Here is an 18,401-nt window from a genome sequence, read left to right as displayed (position 1 = left end):
CGGCCGCTCCACGACTGCGCGGTGCGTACGTGCTCCCCCAGCCCCGGGGACGGGGCCGGGTCGATCCCCGGAGCCGTCCCGTCCCGGCCTCCGCACCCCGCCCGCGCGGCTCCGGCGTCGCCCGGCCTGCGTGGCTCCGGCGTCGCCCGGCCCGCGCGGCTGCCGCGCCGCCCCGCTCACGCCGCTCCCGCCCCGCCCCGGGGCGTACGCCGCTCCCGCCTCGCTTCCCGTGGTGTGCGCCCCGGTGTCAGCCGGGGCCCGGGGCACTGTCGCCATGCCGCCGTAAGGCTGTCACGATCTTTCCCGAGTGTTGTCCGACGACGAGGGGAGCGGCATGACCACGGACTTCGACAGCCGGACGGGCGACGAGGCCGCGCGGGCGGCCGGCGTACGGGTGCGACCCGTCGCCGGGCACATCGGTGCCGAGATCGACGGCGTCGACCTGGCCGCAGGCCTCGACGACGCGCAGGTCGCCGTGATCCGGGCGGCCGTGCTGCGCTGGAAGGTGGTGTTCTTCCGCGAGCAGCGCCTCGACCACGCGGCGCATGTCGCGTTCGCCCGACGGTTCGGTGAACCCGTCGTGCCGGGCCGGCGCGGCAGCGCCTCACCGCCGGACTTCCCGGAGATCGAGACGACCGCCGACCGCCTCGAACTGGGCGGCAGGTTCGGCATGGAGCACGAGGAGTGGCTCCGCCGCCGACGCCACACCCTGCTGCGCGGCTGGCACTGCGACCACGGCGCCCGCGTCGACCCGCCCGCCGCGACGATCCTGCGCGCCGAGACCGTGCCGCCCTACGGCGGTGACACCACCTGGTCCAACCTGGCGGCGGCCTACGCCGGACTCTCCGCGCCGGTACGGGAGTTCGTGGCCGGGCTGCGCGCCGAGCACCGGCTCGGCGTGGGTTACCAGCCCCGTCCCGGCGACGACGCCTACGTCCGCCACCTCCTTGACCACCAGGTCGCCTCGGTACACCCTCTGGTACGCGTGCACCCGGAGACCGGCGAGCGCGTGCTGTACGTCAACGGCTACTACCTCGAGCAGATCACCGGCCTCTCCCGCGCGGAGAGCCGGGCGATCCTGGACATGCTGCTGGAGGAGGCGACGCGGCCCGAGTACACGGTCCGCTTCCGCTGGGAACCGGGCAGCGTGGCCTTCTGGGACAACCGCGCCACCATCCACCTCGCGCCGGGCGACACCGCGCACCTGGACTTCCCCCGCACCATGCACCGGGTGATGCTCACCGGGGAGGTGCCCGTCGGGGTGGACGGCCGGCCGTCCGAGGCGGTGACGGGCACCGAGCCGGGCCGCTGGTGAGGCCCCTCAGGCTCCGCCGCCGGGCCGCCATCCGAGCGCCGGACCGAGCTTCGTCGCCATGTCGGTCAGGATCTGCACGTAGTCCTCGTGCCCGAAGGTGAACGGCAGGGCGAAGGCCACCTCGTCGATCTCGCGGAACGCGGCGTGGGCGTGCAGCCGTTCGGCGATCTCGTCCGACGAGCCCACCAGGTCCGGGGCGAAGAGCAGCCGGGCCGGGCCCTGCGGGGAAGTCGTACGGGGGAGCCTCTTCGCCGCGAACTCCTCGTACCTCGCGCGTTGTTCGGGGGAGGCGGAGTCGGTGGGGATGACCACGAGCCCCTGCGAGACACGGGCCGCCGCGCCGTCGGGATGGGCGGCGCGGAAGGCCTGTACGTGGGAGAGCTGGATCTCGGCGAAGTCCCGCGTGCCGTCGAGCCCCTCGGCCTTCACCACGCTGCTGGTGAGGAAGTTCATGCCGTGCTCGCCGGCCCACCGCGCCGAACCGAGGCTGCCGCCGCCGTACCACAGTCGGCGGCCCAGGCCGGGGGACTGCGGCTGCACCCGGTCGGAGAACACCTCGAAGCCCTCCACCCCGCTGAAGTCGGTGGCCGGTTTGCCGCGCACGAAGTCCAGCAGTCGCCGCACCCGCTCGTGGCCGAAGTCCTCCGCGTCCGACGTGCCGGGGTACAGGGCCTCCTTGACCTGCTCGTAGTGCATCGGAGGGCCCACGCTCACGCCCGGGTTGAGACGGCCCGCGGAGAGGACGTCGACGGTGGCCAGGTCCTCCGCGAGGCGCAGCGGATTCTCCCAGCCCAGCGGGATGACCGCGGTGCCGAGTTCGATGCGCCGGGTGCGCTGCGATGCCGCCGCCAGGACGGCGACGGGGGAGGAGATGCCGTACTGCAGGTGCCGGTGACGCACCCACGCACTGTCGAAGCCGAGGCGCTCGCCGAGTTCGATGATCTCGAGCGTGGTCTCGTGACCCCGGCCCGGGTCGTCCCCGTCGAACAGCCCGATGGTGAGGAAGCCCAGCTTGCGCAAGGGGCGAGAGGTGGACGACACGAGGATCCTCCATGGTCCGACGGCGCGTGCGGCCGTTCAGCGGTGTGGCGCCGATTGTCGCAGGCGGCCTCAGAACAGAGGGATCGTGACCTCGTCCTCGACCGGCGGGTGCAGTTCCTGCGCGAGGTTGCCGGTGGCCGCGAAACAGCGCAGCCGCACCGACTCCGGTGTGACGTCCAGCCGCAGGAAGCACTTGAAGAACGGCGGGCTGTACGACACCGAGCTCGGCGAGAACAACTGCGTGTAGATCTTGCGCACCGGAAGCCGGAACCTCCTGCGGCGTTCCGGGCGGCTGCCCGTCCCCAGCAGGCCGGCCAGCAGCCGGATGCGGCGCGTCACCCGGACCTGCGGACCCGGCGTGCGCGTCGGCGGGATGCCCAGCCGTTCGGCGACGACCGCCTGGGCCTGCTCCTCGCTGAGGGCGAAGAAGCGCCGCAGCCGCAGCCGCCGGCCGTAGAGCCTGCTGTAGAAGGCCAGGGAGTCGCCGCGCAGCGGATAGCAGCGGAAGTCCTGCTCGGTGACGCCGGCCACGGACACCCGCGGGATGGTGTGCGTGGCGTGCATGAAGGCGCCCCCGCCGCCGGCGACGACGTACTGCAGGGTCCGGCCGTCCGCCAGACGCACCGGATAGCGCTGGTAGTTGTGGATGTCGCCGCCTATCGCGGCCACGTAGCGGTGCTCGGGCGCGCTCACGATGTCGTCGACGGTGCCGCCCCCTTCGACGGGGCACGGGTGGTGCTCGCCGTCGACGTACAGGGGCGAGCCCGTGACGAGGATCTTCGGCCGCGGGCCCCGGGACACCTCGCGCAGCCACGCGCCCTGTTCGGCGTCGAGGACGCCGAGGAGTCCGGTGTCGATGCCGACGATCCGCACGGGGCCCGCGTCGATCGCCCAGTACGGCCCGGGCTGGACGGCCTGCTGGTCCGTCCCTGACCGCAGGGCGCGGGCCTCGGCGAGCCGCCGGCCGTCGTGCGCACGAGGCCGGTGCCACAGCAGGGAGCGCAGCCACGCGCGGGTGAGGGGACGCGCGGCGGGCTCGGGGGGCAGGGCCGGCGCGTCGCCGCAGAAGACCCGCATGAACGCGCCGAGGTCCTCGTACCAGTCGTGGTTGCCCGGTATCGCGTACACCGGCGCCCGGTAGTCGCGGTAGGGGCGGAAGAACTTGGGGCCGTAGTCGTCGGCGCTGCCGACGGGGTAGATGACGTCACTGGCCAGGACCGTGAAGGCGGTGCCCCGACTCACCCTCAGGAAGCCCGGCACCACGGCGTACTGGGGCTCGTCGCCCTCACCCGTGTCGCCGATCACCATGAAGGAGAAACGGTCCGCGTCCTCGCGCCGGATCACCTTGTCGGCGGGTGCGCCGGCCGCCGTGCGCTGCGCCACCAGACGGCTGCGGGTACGGCCCGTGGGATCGCCGAACCAGGAGGCGAGCACCCCGTTGCGGGCGGCCCACAGGAGACGGGGGTTCAGCCACGAGATCTTCTCGACCCGGCCCGGCATGAGCCGGCGGTACGCGCCTTGGTCGGCGCCGCCCCAGCCGGCGCCTTCGGCGGTATCGCGTGAGGAGTCAGACACCGGTGCACCGTAGCAATGCCCCATCGGGCGGCGGCAGTCGGGTGACCGGCGACGACGTCGTGCGCGACGGGCGTGGGCGATCGCTCACTCACGGCTCCACGATCGGACGGTCGCGGGGCGTTCGGCCGCTTCCGAGGGCGGCCCGGTCCGGTCCGCCCGGCCGGTCCGGTTCCAGTCGCCGTCGCCCAGCACGAGCAGCGGATCGAACATCACCACCACACCGGCCAGCAATAGGAAGATCATCGGCCCGATGAGCATCGGCAGCAGCAGCGAGGTCGCCGTGTCGCCGTTCCAGGACGCCGTGTCGTCGTGCACGTGGACGCTGACCGCGGCCATGGCCGTGTAGTGCATGCCCGAGACGGCCAGGCCCATCACCAGACTGGCGCCCAGGCTGGCGAGGAATCCGCGGACGGTGACGGCGGCCCACAGGGCGGCGGTCGCGGCGACCACGGCGATCACCACCGAGAGCGCCACGGTGAGCGGGGCGTACGACACCTCCCCGTTGAGCTGCACGGCCGCCATGCCCAGGTAGTGCATGGCGGCGACCCCGAGTCCGGTGACGGCGCCCGCGAGTGACAACGCCGCGCGTCCGGCGCCGCGGTAGCCCACGATGAACACGCCGACGCCGACCACCACGACCGCCACGGCGAGGCTGAGGACCGTCAGACCGACGTCGTAGCCGACCCGGGTCTGCACCACCTGGAAGCCGATCATGGCGATGAAGTGCATCGTCCAGATGCCGCAGCCGATCGACGCGGCACCCAGCGCGAGCCAACCGGACTTCAGTGCACCGGGGTTGAGCAGCGTCCGCACGATGCAGCGCAGTCCCAGGGCTCCGCCCAGGCAGGCCATCACAAAGGCGGCCACCGGGGTCACCGCCCCGTACCGGAATCCGTCGATGGTGCCTTCCATCGCCAACTCCCCCCAGAGTGACGGACGTTCGTGGAGGAATGTCTACGGGCTCGGCGTCGGTGGACGCAAGCGTTTCCGGCAAGTCGGTGTCGAGCCCGCCGGGCGGAGGGCCGCTGCCGCCGCACGCCCGCGGTCGACCGCCGCACGCCCGCACTCGACCGTCCGCACGGTCGCGGTCGGACCGCCCGCACCGCCGCCGTGCCGCTCCGACCCTTCCCCGGCTGTGGAGGTGTCTCCCCGGCGAACACACAGGTCGTTCACAGTCTTTCGGGGCCGGGACGCCCTGAGGCGCCCGGGCACCGAGGGTTAACCCTTGAACCGCTCCTCCGTGGATGACATGCCACCGACAAGCCTGTCATTCTCCTGGCCACCGCCGCACGCCGGCGGACGTTGCCCTCACCGGTGCACGGTCCCGCACAGCTCGGCTCGTCCCGGACAGCACACCCGTCTGTCCGGTCTGTCACCGGCCGTCCCCACGGCCGCCGCAGTAGGAGAACGAGTGAGACCCTACCCCCGCAAGCGGACCGCGGTCGGAGCGGCCCTGCTCTCCACCGCCGCCCTCCTGGCCGTCGGCGTCTCGACGGTCCCGGCCGCCGCGAAGCCGGCAGCCCCCCACCCCACTCCCGTACGCACCGGCGGCCTGCCGGCCGACCTGACGCCCGCCCAGCGCGCCACGCTGATCAAGGGCGCCGAGGCGAGGACGCAGCAGACGGCCGAGACGCTCGGCCTCGGAGCCCAGGAGAAACTGGTCGTCAAGGACGTCGTCAAGGACAACGACGGCACGGTGCACACGCGCTACGAGCGCACCTTCGCCGGTCTGCCCGTCCTCGGCGGCGACCTCGTCGTGCACACGCCCCCGGCCTCGCTGGCCGCCGGCACGGTGAGCACGACCTTCAACAACAACCGCCGCACCGTCTCCGTCCGGTCCACGACCGCGACGTACAGCAAGGCCGCCGCGCAGACCAAGGCTCTGGCGGCCGCCAAGGCGCTCGACGCGAAGGCCCCGGCGGCGCAGCGCGTCCGCAAGGTGATCTGGGCCGGCGAGGGCACGCCGAAGCTCGCCTGGGAGACCGTGGTCAGCGGCCTCCAGGACGACGGCACCCCGAGCAAGCTGCACGTCGTCACCGACGCCGCCACCGGAGCGAAGCTCGCCCAGTTCGAGGGCGTCGAGACCGGCACCGGCAACAGCCAGTACAGCGGCACCGTCTCCATCGGCACCACGCTGTCCGGCTCGACGTACCAGCTGAACGACACCACGCGCGGCACGCACAAGACGTACAGCCTCAACAACGGCACGTCGGGCACCGGCACCCTGATGACGGACGCCGACGACACCTGGGGCACCGGCTCGGGCTCCAACACGCAGACCGCCGGCGTCGACGCCCACTACGGCGCGCAGGTGACGTGGGACTTCTACAAGAACACCTTCGGGCGCAGCGGCATCAAGAACGACGGCGTCGCCGCCTACTCCCGCGTCCACTACAGCACGGCGTACGTCAACGCCTTCTGGGACGACGACTGCTTCTGCATGACGTACGGCGACGGCTCCGGCAGCACCCACGCGCTGACCTCGCTGGACGTGGCCGGCCACGAGATGAGCCACGGCGTCACCTCGAACACCGCGGGCCTGAACTACTCCGGTGAGCCCGGCGGTCTGAACGAGGCCACCTCCGACATCTTCGGCACCGGCGTGGAGTTCTACGCCAACAACTCCTCCGACGTGGGCGACTACCTCATCGGCGAGAAGATCGACATCAACGGCGACGGCACCCCGCTGCGTTACATGGACAAGCCCAGCAAGGACGGCGGCTCCGCCGACAGCTGGTACTCCGGCGTCGGCAACCTCGACGTGCACTACTCCTCGGGCCCGGCGAACCACATGTTCTACCTGCTCTCCGAGGGCAGCGGCACGAAGACCATCAACGGCGTCACCTACAACAGCACGACCTCCGACGGCGTGGCCGTCGCCGGCATCGGCCGGGCCGCCGCGCTCCAGATCTGGTACAAGGCGCTGACGACGTACATGACGTCCAGCACCAACTACGCGGGCGCCCGCACCGCCGCCCTGAACGCGGCCGCGGCGCTGTACGGCTCCGGTTCCACCCAGTACGCGGGGGTGGGCAACGCGTTCGCCGGCATCAACGTCGGCGGCCACATCACGGTCCCGTCGACCGGCGTCTCGGTCACCAACCCGGGCAGCCAGACCGCCAAGGTCGGCACCGCGGTGAGTCTGCAGGTCTCGGCGAGCAGCACCAACAGCGGCTCCCTGACGTACGCGGCGACCGGACTGCCCGCCGGCCTGTCGATCAACTCCTCGACCGGCCTGATCTCCGGCACGCCGACCACGGCCGGCTCCTCGAGCACCACCGTGACGGTGACCGACGCCACCGGCGCGACCGGCACCGCGGCCTTCACCTGGACGGTCAGCGCCACCGGCGGCGGCTGCACCGCCACGCAACTGCTGGGCAACGCGGGCTTCGAGTCGGGCAACGCGACCTGGACGGCCTCCAGCGGCGTCATCACCAACTCCAGCAGCCAGGCCGCCCGCACCGGCTCGTACAAGGCGTGGCTCGACGGCTACGGGTCGACCCACACCGACACGCTCTCGCAGTCGGTGACGATCCCGAGCGGCTGCACCAACACCACCTTCACCTTCTACCTGCACGTCGACACGGCCGAGACCACCACCAGCACTCAGTACGACAAGCTGACGGTCAGCGCCGGTTCGACCACGCTGGCCACGTACTCCAACCTCAACGCGGCCTCCGGCTACGTGCAGAAGTCCCTCAGCCTCGGCTCCTTCGCGGGCTCCACCGTGACGCTGAAGTTCTCCGGCGTCGAGGACTCCTCCCTGCAGACCAGCTTCGTCGTGGACGACACCGCCGTCACCACCGGCTGATCCGCCCCTGCGACGACGACGTCCCGCCCACGTGCTCCCTGCGTGGGCGGGACGTCGTCCGGTCCGCTCAGCTCAACGGGTCGAGCGTCAGGTAGGCCTGGCGCGGCGAGCCGTCGTGGACGAGCGACTCCTGGTGGCCGACGTCGTCGAAGGCGAACGCGTACGCCTTCCCGTCGGCCATCTGCGCATGGATCTTGCGCGCGTAGTGGTTGGTCACGGCGTCCTGGTAGAAGTCGGCCGCCGTGGCGTCGGGCTGGTTGGGGTTGACCAGCAGCGTGGACCGGTTGAAGCCCGCGCACAGGGTCCGTGAGATCGGCCCGCGCACGGCGTCGTTGGGCGCGTCCAGCAGCCGGTGACAGCCGAAGACGCTGGACGCGTCCGGCTTCCGGAAGCTGGTGACGACGGCTCCGGAGGCGTTGGTGAAGTTCATGACCCCGCCCGAGACCCGGCCGTGGTAACGCGTGCCCGGCTGGTCGGCGAAGGGCGTCACGGTCAGCGTCGCCGTCGCGTACTTCTGCCACACGCGGTTGACGTAGTCGTCCATGACGTTCGCCGGGAGCGCCCCGGTCTCCACCCCGTACAAGGGGGAGAGGGCGCGCAGCACCGTGCCGTCCGAGCGGGTCTGAATCAGGTTCGCCCAGCCACCGGGCTGGCCGCGCAGGGCGTTGAGGAAGCCGGTGTAGCCGCCCGGCTTGAGATGCCCGGTGCTGAGCGTGGTGCCGTCGGCGCGCTGCACGCCCACCGCGTAGGGCGCGGAGAACATGTCGACCTGGGTGCTGTTGAGCCACAGCCCCGAGTCGTTGAGCGTGTACTCCGACCAGTTGAACAGGATGTTCCGGTTGGGGTCGCCGGGGTTCTGCACGGCCGGCTGGACCAGCCCGCCGGTGGTGAGCCTGAAGTCCAGCTTCTGGCCGTACGAGAAGTAGATCCGGCCGGAGAATTTGGGAATGCGGATCGTGGCGGACTGGCCGGCGGCGGGGCCGGTGATCGACGCGTCGGGAGCCGGGGTGGGGGGCGTGCCCCCGGCCGGCCAGGCGTGGAAGGCCCCGCCGGCGTCCGCCCAGCCCTGCCGTCCCGTCGAGAGGAGGGTGCCGAGGTTGTAGACGTAGAGCCGTTCGGCGCGGCCCGAGTTGTTGGTGATCTTCAGGGGGACGGTGTCGGGAACGGTGGCCCCGGCCGGCGGGCCGAGGGTGAGCAGCGCGCCGACGAGTGCGACGGCTCCCACCAGTCTGAGGGCGGTCCTTGCGAGCACTCTCCACCTCCGTGCGGGTAGGCCTGTGGGGTTGGTCCGTACCATGTTGAGAGCGCTCTCAACGTTGCACCGGGTTGTGCTCATGTCAACAAGTTGCGCAAAAAGGGACGCCCGCGGCCCGTCCCGGCCACGGGCGCCCCGGTGAGCGCGGGGACTTACAGGGTCCGCTTCAGCAGATCCAGCAGTGCGGCCCAGTGCCGCTCCGAGGCCTTCTCGTCGTACGACGACGTGTCGGCCTGCGTGTAACCGTGCGGAGCCCCGGCGTAGACCTCGCAGGTGTGCCGCACCCCGGCCGCGGTGAGAGCCTCCTCGAACTGCGCCATCTGCTCGGGCGGCAGCCCCGGGTCGTCGTCCGCGTGGCCGAAGTAGACCTCGGCCGTGACGCCTGCGGCGGCCAGATGAGGGCTGTCCGGCGTGTCGGTCACCAGACGGCTGCCGTGGAAGCCCGCGGCCGCCGCGACCCGGTCCGGATACGCCCCGGCCGTCGGCAGCACGAGCCGGGCGCCCATGCAGTAGCCGGTCACCGCGACCGGGCCGTCCGCGACCAGCGGGCTCTGCCCCATCCAGCGCAGATACGCGTCCGCGTCCCGGACGATCAGCTCGGGAGTGAGGGCCAGCACGAGCGGGTACAGCGTCTCGAAGATCTCCGGCCGCGCGGCCGGGTCGATGAACGCGGGCAACTCCATGACGGGAGCGCGTCCGTGACGGTAGAAGAGGTTGGGCACCAGCACCGCGTAGCCGGACGCGGCGAGCCGGTCGGCCATCTCCCGCAGCTGCGGACGCAGACCGAACGCGTCCTGGTAGAGCAGGACGCCAGGGCGGGGAACACCGTCGGCGGGGTGCGCCAGATAGGCGTCGGCCACGCCGTCCTCGGTGGGGATGTCCAGTGCTGTTCCCTGTACGGAGGTCATGGGGGGCTCCTCAGCGCGGTGCACGGCGACGAGCGTGCGTTCGGCCCGGCGAGGCCGGGCAGCGCCATCGTTGCACGCGCCATCCATCCGCCCCCGAGCGCCCCCGTCCCGGGGCCGCTACTCGAACCGGGAGGCGTCTCCCGCCCCGTACCGGACGATCTCGGCCTCGCCTTCGGAGAAGTCGATCACGGTCGTCGGCTCGGTGCCGCACTCGCCGGAGTCGAGCACGCCGTCCACCACGTGGTCGAGCCGGTCCTTGATCTCCCAGCCCTGGGTCATCGGCTCGTCCTCGCCCGGCAGCAGCAGGGTGCTGGACAGCAGCGGGTCGCCGAGCTCGGCGAGCAGCGCCTGGGTGACCACATGGTCCGGGATGCGCACGCCCACCGTCTTCTTCTTCGGATGCTGGAGCATGCGCGGCACCTCCTTCGTCGCCGGGAGGATGAAGGTGTAGCTGCCGGGCGTCGATGCCTTGATCGCCCGGAACACGTCCTTGTCCACCCGGACGAACTGGCCGAGCTGCGCGAAGTCCTGACACACGAGGGTGAAGTGGTGCCGGTCGTCCAGTTCGCGGATGGCCCGGATCCGGTCGATGCCGTCCTTGCTGCCGAGGCGGCATCCCAGCGCGTAGCAGGAATCCGTCGGGTACGCGATCAGCGCGTCCGACCGGATGGCGGCCGCGACCTGGGAGATGGTGCGCGGCTGGGGGTTGTCGGGGTGCACGTCGTAGTACTTCGCCATTGGCTGAGCTTATGCCGTCCGCGCGGCGCGGGCCCCCGCAGGGCCGCCGCACCGCCCGCCCGGCCCGTTCGGCGCGGGTGAGGTAACGTCGCCGACCGATATGACTGGTTCGGCCCGCGGGCCGTGAACGACGAGGAGAGCGCCGACATGGCCGGCCGGGACGACGACAACCTCCGCTCGGGCGCGCCGGACGACGCCCGACCGGGATGGGCCCAGGCGCTCCTCGAGCATCTGCGCCCCACCGGGCGCGATGTCCCGAGGCTCGTCGAGTGGCTGTCGGCGGCCGTCGAGGCCTCCGTCTCCCTGCGCAACGGCCACGGCGTCCTGGTCGTCGGACCGCACACCCCCGTCGACGAGGCCCTGACGGCGGACATCGCCGACGGCCGCCTCGCCTCCGCCGCCTGGGAGGGCGAGGGCCGCTACGTGCGCCTGATCCGGGTTGAACTCCCGGGGCCCGCACCGGTCGGAGTGCTCACGGTGAGCCGGACGAGCCCCTTCGACCGACGCGCCTCCGACATCGTCACGCAGACCGTGAACGTCCTCGAAGTCCTCCTGCGGGCGCAGGAGAGCACGGCCACCGGACACCGTCTGGCCCGCGCCTCCGCCGACCTCCGGCTGGCCATCCTGCAGCTGCTCATGGTCGAGGACGTCGTCGCCGCCCGCCGGGTCGCCGCCGGTCTGTGGCCCCGCCTCCTCGACACCGAAACCGCCTGCGTGTACGTCGTCGAGAGCAGCCCCGAGGAACGCGACGGCCTCGCCGAGGCCTGTCTCGCGGCGACCCACGAGGAGGCCCTCGTCGTCCGCTGTCCCGCCATGGACGGGCATGTCATCGTCGTCATCCCGGACGACGCCGTCGGGCCCGAGCTGCGCGCCCTGTGCGGCGGCCGCTTCGGGGCGTTCCTCGGCGGCAGCGCCCGGCAGAGCCTCGCGAGCACCGCCACCGCCTACGGACAGGCCGTCAGCGCCCTGGCCGTGGCCCGCTTCCGCCCCGACCGGACGGCCGCCTACGCCGAGCGCACCCACCCCGAGCGGCTGATGGACCCCGACGTGCTGCGCACCTGGACGACCCGCCTGCTGCGCCCCCTGGACACCCTGCCGCACCACACCCGCGCCGAACTCCTCGCCACCACCCGGCTGGGACTGGAGTTCACGGCCGTCAGCGCGGCGAAGGTGCTCGGCGTCAGCCGCAACACGGTCCGCGCCCGTATGGAGCGCGTCGAGACCCTGCTGGGCGCCGACTTCTCCGACCTCACCGTCCGGGCCGTCGTCCATCTCGCCCTCCACCACCGGTTCGGCATCGCCGAGGACCCCGCGGTCGCCCCGGCGGCCCCGGTGCGGCTCGGCGAGCTGCTCACCGGGCCGGCGCTGCGCTCCTGGGCGCTGGAGCTGCTGGCCCGGCTCGACACCGACGGCCGGGATCTGCGAGGCACCCTGCGGTCCTGGATCGCGGCCGGCGGCAACGCCGAGCGGGCCGCCCACCTGCTGGGCGTCCACGCGCAGACCGTGCGTGAGCACGTCCGCAGCGCCGAACCCGTCCTCGAACGCCAGCTGCTCGCCGCGGGCAGCGACCTCTACGAGGTCGTCCTCGCCCATGTCGCCGTCGGCGACCTCGACCTGCCCGACCTGCACGGAAGCGGGCACCCGGCGGAATCGGGCCATCCGGACTCACCTGTGCACAGGTGAGTCCTGCGGACCCGTGAGCGGGCATCGGCACGATTCCCAAGCCGCCCGCCGCCCCGTAATTTTCTCAGGAGCCGCGGGGGTACGACCGGGACGGGGGTCCGGTCGCACCCCGCGGTGATGTCAGCCCCGCAGCCGGACCGGGATCTCCTGCCAACCGCTCGCGATGAACGACGGCACCTGCCTTAGCTGCTCCTCCGCCTCGTCCAGCCGCAGCCCGGGGAACCGGTCGAAGAGCGCGGGCAGCGCCGTCAGCGCCTCCATCCGGGCCAGCGGGGAGCCGATGCAGCGGTGCACCCCGATCCCGAAGGCCAGGTGGTCGTCCGCCGCGCGCGCCGCGTCGAACGCCTCGGCGTCCGGCCCGTACCGCGCCGGGTCCACGTTGGCGGCCGCGTACGTCGTGATGATGGCGTCCCCGGCGGGAATCGTCACGTCGCCCACCGTCAGGTCGCTCACGGCGAACCGCAGCGGCAGCGTCGCGATCGACGGGTACAGCCGCAGCGTCTCGTCGACCACGCCGTCCCAGGCGATCTCGCCCCGCCGCACCGCCGCGAGCTGCTCCGGCCGGCGCAGCAGCGCCACCACCGCGTTGCCGATGAGGTTGACCGTGGTCTCGAAGCCGGCGCCGATGACGAGGAGCAGTGTGTACAGCAGTTCCTCGTCGCTGAGCCGGTCGCCGCCCTCGTCGCGCACCCGGATCAGCTCGGTCGTCATGTCGTCGCCCGGGTGCTCGCTCTTGTGGGCGATGAGCGAGCCCAGCACCGTGCCGATCTGCTCCTGCACGAACGCGGCGTGCTCCGGGCTCGGATCGGAGGTGTCCATGATCGCCGCGATGAGGCGTCCGGTGGCGTCCCGCAACTCCTCGGGGACGCCGAAGAGTTCGCAGATGATCCGCATCGGCAGGGGGTGCGCGAACTCGGCCTTCAGATCGACGGCGGCGCCGTCCTCGGCACGCTTGTCCAGCGTGTCGAGCAGCTCCGCGGTGATCGCCTCCACCCGCTCCCGCAGCGCCTCGGTGCGCCGGTGGGTGAAGCTCGGCGCCACCAGTTTGCGCAGCCGGGCGTGGTCGGCGCCGTACGTGGAGAGCATGTTGACGACACCGACCCAGCCCAGGATCCAGCCCCAGGACGGGTGCTCGCCCAGTTCCCGCCACTGCCGCCAGTGCCGCCGCGGGTCCTTGCTGACCCGGGGGTCCAGGATCAGCGCCTTGAGCGTGTCGTACCCCGTGGGCGCCCACGCGGGGATCCCGCCGGGCAGTTCGACGGGCACGATCGGGCCGAGGGCGCGCAGCCGGGCGCTCTCCGCGTGCACGTCGGCGCCGAACGGGTCGAGGACGATGCGGTCGGTCACGGTCACGAACGGACTCCTGAGGGGTCGGAAGCGGGGGAGCGGGGGCTGAAGCGCACGGGCAGCGCCTTCAGCGACCGGTGGAAAGGCCCCGGCCGCCAGGCGAGCCGGTCACGGGGCACGACGGGATCGAGGTCCGGCAGCCACTGGGTGAGCCGCTCGATCGCCTCGGTGACGAGCAGCAGGGCGTGCTGTTTGACCGGGCAGGCGTGCGGGCCCGCACCCCACGACAGATGCGAGGCGTCGCGCGGATGCCTGCCGCCGGACGCCGTCCGCCGCCCACGGTCCGCGCCGGCCGCGCCGGCCGCGCCGGCCGTGTCATGGGGGAGTCCCAGCGCCCCGTACGAGACCACCACCGGTACCGCGTCGCGCAGCCACACCCCGTGGAAGGCCACCGGTTTGCGCGCGTAGTAGACGCCGTAGTTCGCGAGTGGCGTCTCGTGGTGCAGCACCTCCACCACCGCGTCCATCACCGGCCGGGCGCCGCTGGTGAGCGTGGAGTAGTACGCCGGATTGCCCAGCACCCGGGACAACGTGTTGGAGAGCAGGTTCGCGGTCGGCTCGTACCCCGCGCCGAGGGTGAGGAACACCTGCCAGGTGACCTCCTCACGGGTCAGCCCGGCCGGGTGCTCCAGCAGCCGGCTGGGCAGGTCGTCGCCGGGATTCCCCGCCTTGGCCGCGATGAGCTCCAGCACGTACTGGGCGTACTGCGCCTCGCCCTCGGCGGCCTGCGCGCCGCCCTCCATCATCTTGCCGAGACCCTCGTTGAGGCGGTCGCCCTGGCTGTCCGGCAGCCCGAACAGGTCGTTGAGCACCAGGGCCAGCAGCGGGCGTGCGAAGTCCGCCACGAGGTCGGCCTCGCCGCGCGGGCCCATCCGCCCGGCCAGCAGCCGCACCGCCCGGTGCACCCGGGCGCGCAGGTCGTGCGGTTCCACCAGATCGAAGACGTCGATGAGAGCGGCCCGGTAGCGCAGGTGCGCGGGGCCGTCGGCGAACAGGGCATTGGGCCGCCACCGCATCATGCCCAGCACCGGGGAGTCGGCGGGGACCGTCGCCTCCCATGCCCGCGGGTCGTGCGAGAAGGTCTCCTGGTCGTGCAGGACGTCCAGTGCCGCCCGCCGGTCGGTGACCACGTACGCCGGTATGCCGGGCGCCAACTCGGCCCAGCCGACGGGGCCTTGCGCGCGGAGCGCGGTGTAGTAGCGCTGTGGGTCCGGTGCGAAGCCGTCCTCCCACAGCCGCACGGGCGCGGAGCGGGCGAAGTCGATCCGGTCCGGGGTGCGGGCGGTCACCGGGCCTCCACGGGGTCACGGCCGATCAGATGGTCCACGAGCGCGAGCAGCGCGTCGATCGAGGAGCCGGCGTCCCGGGCGTCGCAGGTGACCAGCGGTGTCGTGGGCTCCAGGTCCAAGGCCCTGCGCAGCCGCTCCTCGCCGTGGTGGCGGGGCGCGTCGGGGAAGGCGTTGAAGGCGACCGCGTACGGCAGCCCGCTCTCCTCCACCAGCCCCAGCACGTCGAACGAGGCGTCCAGCCGGCGGCTGTCGACGAGCACGAGCGCTCCCAGCGCGCCGTAGGCGATGTCGTCCCACAGGCTCCGGAAGCGCTCCTGGCCGGGCGTGCCGAACAGGTACAGCACGACGTCGCCGGGCAGGCTGATCCGGCCGAAGTCGATGGCGACGGTGGTCGTCGCCTTCTCCCGCACCCCGTCCAGGTCGTCCACCTGCGCGGACGCTTCGGAGATCGGCTCTTCGGTGTGCAGCGGGCGGATCTCGGAGACCGAGTCGATCAGGGTCGTCTTGCCCACTCCGAACGGCCCCGCCACCAGGATCTTCACCAGGTCGCGGGCGGTGTCGGGCAGGTGGACGGCACCGGGTCCGCCCGCGCTAGACGCGGTGTTTGAGGGCGCGGAGGCCATCGGCCACTCTCTTCAGCAGGTCGGGGTCGAACCGTTCGGCGGGCGGTATCGGCGCACGGGCGAGGACCAGGTTCCGGTCGACGAGATGGGCCGCCAGCACCCGCACCGCGGAGAACGGCAGTCTGAGCAGCGCCGCCGCCTCCACCGCCGCAAGGGAGCCGCCCTCCAGGATGTCCAGCAGGGCGAGTTCGGCGGCGGGGAGCCCCGCGGGCAGCGGTGCGTCGCTGCGGGCGAGCACCGTCAGCCGCTCCAGGTGGGGACGGCAGGGCCGGGCCACACCGCCGGTCGACAGATACGCGGGAACCAGAGGGCGCCCGGCCGGGCGGCCGGTCATGCCGGCGGGTTGTCGTCGGCTCCTCGCGACGGTGCTGTCATCGCCTTCTCGCCCAGTCGGGCCACCTGGGAGTGCACCCGGTGCGCCAGCAGGTCCAGCCGCACCTCGCTGTCGCCGTACGCGGCCACGCAGGTGCCGTGGTCGGTCGGCACGATCAGCACGTACCCGTGATCCGACTCGATGACGATCTGCCGTACGTCGGCCGTCTCACGGTCGGCGAAGGCGGCCGCGGCGGTCCGGCAGGCGCCCTGCACGGTGCTGGTGATGGCGGCCACCCGCTCGGCCGACGGCTGGGACAGGGCGTCGGTGTAGCCGGTCACGAGCCCGTCGCGGGTCAGCATGACGGCGGCCACCACGTGTGGCACCTGCAGGACGGGCTCCAGGACCCATGCCGTGTCACCCGTGTTGCGGCTGGTCATCGGGCCGCTCCTCTTCGTCGTCGGTGTGGTCGATGTGATCGGCGGGCGTGTCCCCTGCGGCCCCCGCGCCGGCGTTCGCCGCGCCAGGGTTCGCCGCACCGGCGTTCGCCGCACCGGCGTTCGCCGCGGCGCGGGCCGCCGCCGTGCCGGACTGCAGTGCGCCGAGCGCCGCGGCGGCCTCCTCCGGGCTGCGCACCGGGCGACGCTCCGGGGTCCGGTCCGGAGTCTGTTCCGGAGTCCGGGCCGGCGCCGCGGGCCGGGTGCGGCGTCTGCGCTGCGGCAGGCCGTCTTCCTCGCCCTGCGGCTCGTGGTGCCCCGGCGCCGGTTCGGGCTGCGGCGGGCCGATCTCGGCGCCGTAGGCGTGGGAGGGGGCCGGCGGGTCGGGAGGGGCCTTGCGTGTGGCGCGTGTCGTGCGCGGGGCGCTCGCGGCCGGCGGCCGTTCGGCGGGGTCGAGGTGGCTGAGGAGGTGGGTGTCGACCCGCAGCACCGCCCGCACACCGCCGTACGGGGAGGTCGAGGAGACGTCCACGCCCAGGTCGAACTGGCGGGTCAGCCTGCCGATCGCGGCGAGTCCCATGCGGGGCGGGTCGCCCAGTTCGGTCAGCAGGATGGGCTCGTCGCCCGCCACCAGCTTCTGGGCGCGGTCGCGTTCGTCCCGGGTCATGCCGAGGCCCGCGTCGTCGACGGTGACGCACACACCGTGGTGCACGTGCTGCAGACTCACCACGACGTCGGTGTCCGGGGCGGAGTGCCGCAGAGCGTTGTCGAGCAGCTCGGCGACGATGATGGCGACCGGTTCGACGGCGTGCGAGACCAGGGCCGTGCCGGGCTCGAGGTGGTTGTGGACCTGGATCCGGTGGTATCCGGCGAGCCGGGCCTGGCCGCCGGTCACCGCGTCCACCAGGTGGGACTCCTCGCGGGCCAGCCCGACCCAGGCGCCGCACACCACGGCGGTGACCTGCGCGCGCCGCAGCGACTGCTCGTTCTCGTGATCGAGACGGAACAGGGTCTGCGTCAACTCGGGGTCGTCGTAACGCTGTTGCAGTCCACGCAGGGCGTCCTGAAGCCGGTACAGGGCCGCCTGGATCTCCCGGACGGCGCCGCGCATCCCGGCCTGGGCCGCGGCGTCGACCGACGTGCGCTGGGCGGCCGTCTCCGCCTGCAGCGCCAGCACCACGTTCTCCAGGGCTATGCCCAGCGGGGTGCCGACGGTGAGCGGCTGGAGCGGCCCCGGCACGACGACGTGCGGATGGGCGACCCGGCGGGCGGCGGCAGGTACGCGCCGGCTCGCCAGGTGATCCACCTCCGCCGTGAACGCCTTGAGGGAGCCGTCGAGTCGGGTGCGCAGTGCGGAGATCTCGGCCTGCTGCCGGGCCTGCCGGCGCCGTGCGCACAGCAGCCCGCCGGCCAGGGCGAGCGCGGACAGTGTGCCGGCGGCCAGGCCGCCGGTCACCAGGTCCGGCAATTCGATCATCGATTCGGTCCAGTGGGGTGGGGCGTCGTCGTTGCGGGGCGGGTGCGCGTGCAGTGCTCGAACGGGTACTCGGAGCACAGTACACACCGTCGTTGATCGATCCCGCACGGTCGAGCCGGACTTCGCGCCGAAAGCGCCCGGCATCTGTTCGCTTCTGCGTCGACTGTCGGAATTGCCTTACGCCACGCTGGAGTTGGCCCGCCCGCCGGGAGCAGTGGCGCCGCGTGGACGGGGTATCGCCGAGGTGAGCCCAAAAGGGGCCACAGGATGATCTTGAAGACATGGGGGCCCGGCTCGCCACCCGTTCGGCACCCCGCTGCGTGAGCAGGACCCGTCCGTGGCCGGCTTCGGCCAGGCGGCCTGACCACCTTTGCCGAAGGGACCCCCTCGTGCAGGCCACCGCCCTCCTCGACACCCAGCTCCCCAGGGCCCGCGCGCGGGCCACCGTGGTGACGTCACCGGCCTGGTGGCGCCTTCCCTCCGAGGACCGCGCCGCCCACCGCCCTCGCCGCCACGGTGTCCATAGTGCCCGGCCCCCGCACCGTGCCCGAGGCGGAAGCCGCCCGATCGGCGGCGGACGGCGGGTCCG

General features: G+C 72.6%; 15 protein-coding genes. 3 read left to right on the top strand and 12 right to left on the bottom strand.

What is annotated here, in order from left to right; genetic code table 11:
- Positions 1–334: 334 nt before the first annotated feature.
- A complete protein-coding gene (locus tag ACH4ZA_RS32120) occupies positions 335–1,315 on the top strand; it encodes a TauD/TfdA dioxygenase family protein (RefSeq protein WP_398432754.1) in 981 nt (326 codons plus the stop codon).
- Positions 1,316–1,321: 6 nt separating this feature from the next.
- Here ACH4ZA_RS32120 and ACH4ZA_RS32115 read toward each other — a convergent pair whose 3' ends face one another.
- The 3 genes from ACH4ZA_RS32115 to ACH4ZA_RS32105 form a co-directional block, all read right to left on the bottom strand.
- Positions 1,322–2,356, bottom strand: a complete 1,035-nt coding sequence (locus tag ACH4ZA_RS32115) for an LLM class flavin-dependent oxidoreductase (RefSeq protein ID WP_398432753.1) — start codon at positions 2,354–2,356, stop codon at positions 1,322–1,324.
- Positions 2,357–2,425: 69 nt separating this feature from the next.
- Positions 2,426–3,931: a metallophosphoesterase family protein gene (locus ACH4ZA_RS32110; RefSeq protein WP_398432752.1), complete on the bottom strand. Its 1,506-nt coding sequence runs from the start codon at positions 3,929–3,931 to the stop codon at positions 2,426–2,428.
- A gap of 84 nt (positions 3,932–4,015) precedes the next feature.
- Positions 4,016–4,843 carry an MHYT domain-containing protein gene (locus ACH4ZA_RS32105; protein WP_398432751.1) on the bottom strand — a complete coding sequence of 276 codons (828 nt, stop codon included), beginning with the start codon at positions 4,841–4,843 and terminating at the stop codon, positions 4,016–4,018.
- Between the two features lie 499 nt (positions 4,844–5,342).
- Between ACH4ZA_RS32105 and ACH4ZA_RS32100 the strand changes: the two genes are divergently transcribed.
- Complete coding sequence (locus ACH4ZA_RS32100; RefSeq protein ID WP_398432750.1) at positions 5,343–7,742, top strand: M4 family metallopeptidase; 2,400 nt, start codon at positions 5,343–5,345, stop codon at positions 7,740–7,742.
- A gap of 67 nt (positions 7,743–7,809) precedes the next feature.
- On the opposite strand, the gene ACH4ZA_RS32095 is transcribed toward ACH4ZA_RS32100, so the two are convergent.
- From ACH4ZA_RS32095 to ACH4ZA_RS32085, 3 genes are all read right to left on the bottom strand, one after another.
- A complete protein-coding gene (locus tag ACH4ZA_RS32095) occupies positions 7,810–9,039 on the bottom strand; it encodes a glycoside hydrolase family 64 protein (protein ID WP_398432771.1) in 1,230 nt (409 codons plus the stop codon).
- A gap of 110 nt (positions 9,040–9,149) precedes the next feature.
- Complete coding sequence (locus ACH4ZA_RS32090; protein ID WP_398432749.1) at positions 9,150–9,905, bottom strand: dienelactone hydrolase family protein; 756 nt, start codon at positions 9,903–9,905, stop codon at positions 9,150–9,152.
- Positions 9,906–10,022: 117 nt separating this feature from the next.
- Positions 10,023–10,643 (bottom strand): L-threonylcarbamoyladenylate synthase, encoded by a 621-nt coding sequence (locus tag ACH4ZA_RS32085; protein ID WP_398432748.1) that lies wholly within the window; start codon positions 10,641–10,643, stop codon positions 10,023–10,025.
- 147 nt (positions 10,644–10,790) lie between these two features.
- Here ACH4ZA_RS32085 and ACH4ZA_RS32080 point away from each other — a divergent pair, with 147 nt between their 5' ends.
- Positions 10,791–12,326 (top strand): helix-turn-helix domain-containing protein, encoded by a 1,536-nt coding sequence (locus ACH4ZA_RS32080; RefSeq protein WP_398432747.1) that lies wholly within the window; start codon positions 10,791–10,793, stop codon positions 12,324–12,326.
- 120 nt (positions 12,327–12,446) lie between these two features.
- Here ACH4ZA_RS32080 and ACH4ZA_RS32075 read toward each other — a convergent pair whose 3' ends face one another.
- The 6 genes from ACH4ZA_RS32075 to ACH4ZA_RS32050 are packed head-to-tail and all read right to left on the bottom strand — an operon-like array spanning position 12,447 to position 17,812.
- The gene (locus ACH4ZA_RS32075) at positions 12,447–13,679 is read right to left on the bottom strand and encodes a cytochrome P450 (RefSeq protein WP_398432746.1); all 1,233 of its coding nucleotides are present in this window, start codon (positions 13,677–13,679) and stop codon (positions 12,447–12,449) included.
- Positions 13,676–14,962 carry a cytochrome P450 gene (locus ACH4ZA_RS32070; RefSeq protein ID WP_398432745.1) on the bottom strand — a complete coding sequence of 429 codons (1,287 nt, stop codon included), beginning with the start codon at positions 14,960–14,962 and terminating at the stop codon, positions 13,676–13,678. The genes ACH4ZA_RS32075 and ACH4ZA_RS32070 overlap by 4 nt, the downstream gene beginning before the upstream one ends.
- The gene (locus ACH4ZA_RS32065) at positions 14,959–15,585 is read right to left on the bottom strand and encodes a GTP-binding protein (RefSeq protein ID WP_398432744.1); all 627 of its coding nucleotides are present in this window, start codon (positions 15,583–15,585) and stop codon (positions 14,959–14,961) included. The genes ACH4ZA_RS32070 and ACH4ZA_RS32065 overlap by 4 nt, the downstream gene beginning before the upstream one ends.
- Positions 15,554–15,919, bottom strand: coding sequence for a DUF742 domain-containing protein (locus ACH4ZA_RS32060; RefSeq protein WP_398432743.1), 366 nt, complete (start codon positions 15,917–15,919; stop codon positions 15,554–15,556). Before ACH4ZA_RS32060 ends, ACH4ZA_RS32065 begins: the two co-directional genes overlap by 32 nt.
- Positions 15,916–16,338 (bottom strand): roadblock/LC7 domain-containing protein, encoded by a 423-nt coding sequence (locus ACH4ZA_RS32055; protein ID WP_398432742.1) that lies wholly within the window; start codon positions 16,336–16,338, stop codon positions 15,916–15,918. Before ACH4ZA_RS32055 ends, ACH4ZA_RS32060 begins: the two co-directional genes overlap by 4 nt.
- The gene (locus tag ACH4ZA_RS32050) at positions 16,316–17,812 is read right to left on the bottom strand and encodes an ATP-binding protein (protein ID WP_398432741.1); all 1,497 of its coding nucleotides are present in this window, start codon (positions 17,810–17,812) and stop codon (positions 16,316–16,318) included. Before ACH4ZA_RS32050 ends, ACH4ZA_RS32055 begins: the two co-directional genes overlap by 23 nt.
- Positions 17,813–18,401 lie beyond the last annotated feature (589 nt).

It is taken from the genome of Streptomyces sp. NPDC020597 (genome assembly GCF_044335095.1).
In the GTDB taxonomy this organism is placed as follows: domain Bacteria; phylum Actinomycetota; class Actinomycetes; order Streptomycetales; family Streptomycetaceae; genus Streptomyces.
This window is presented reverse-complemented; position numbering and strand designations above follow the sequence as displayed.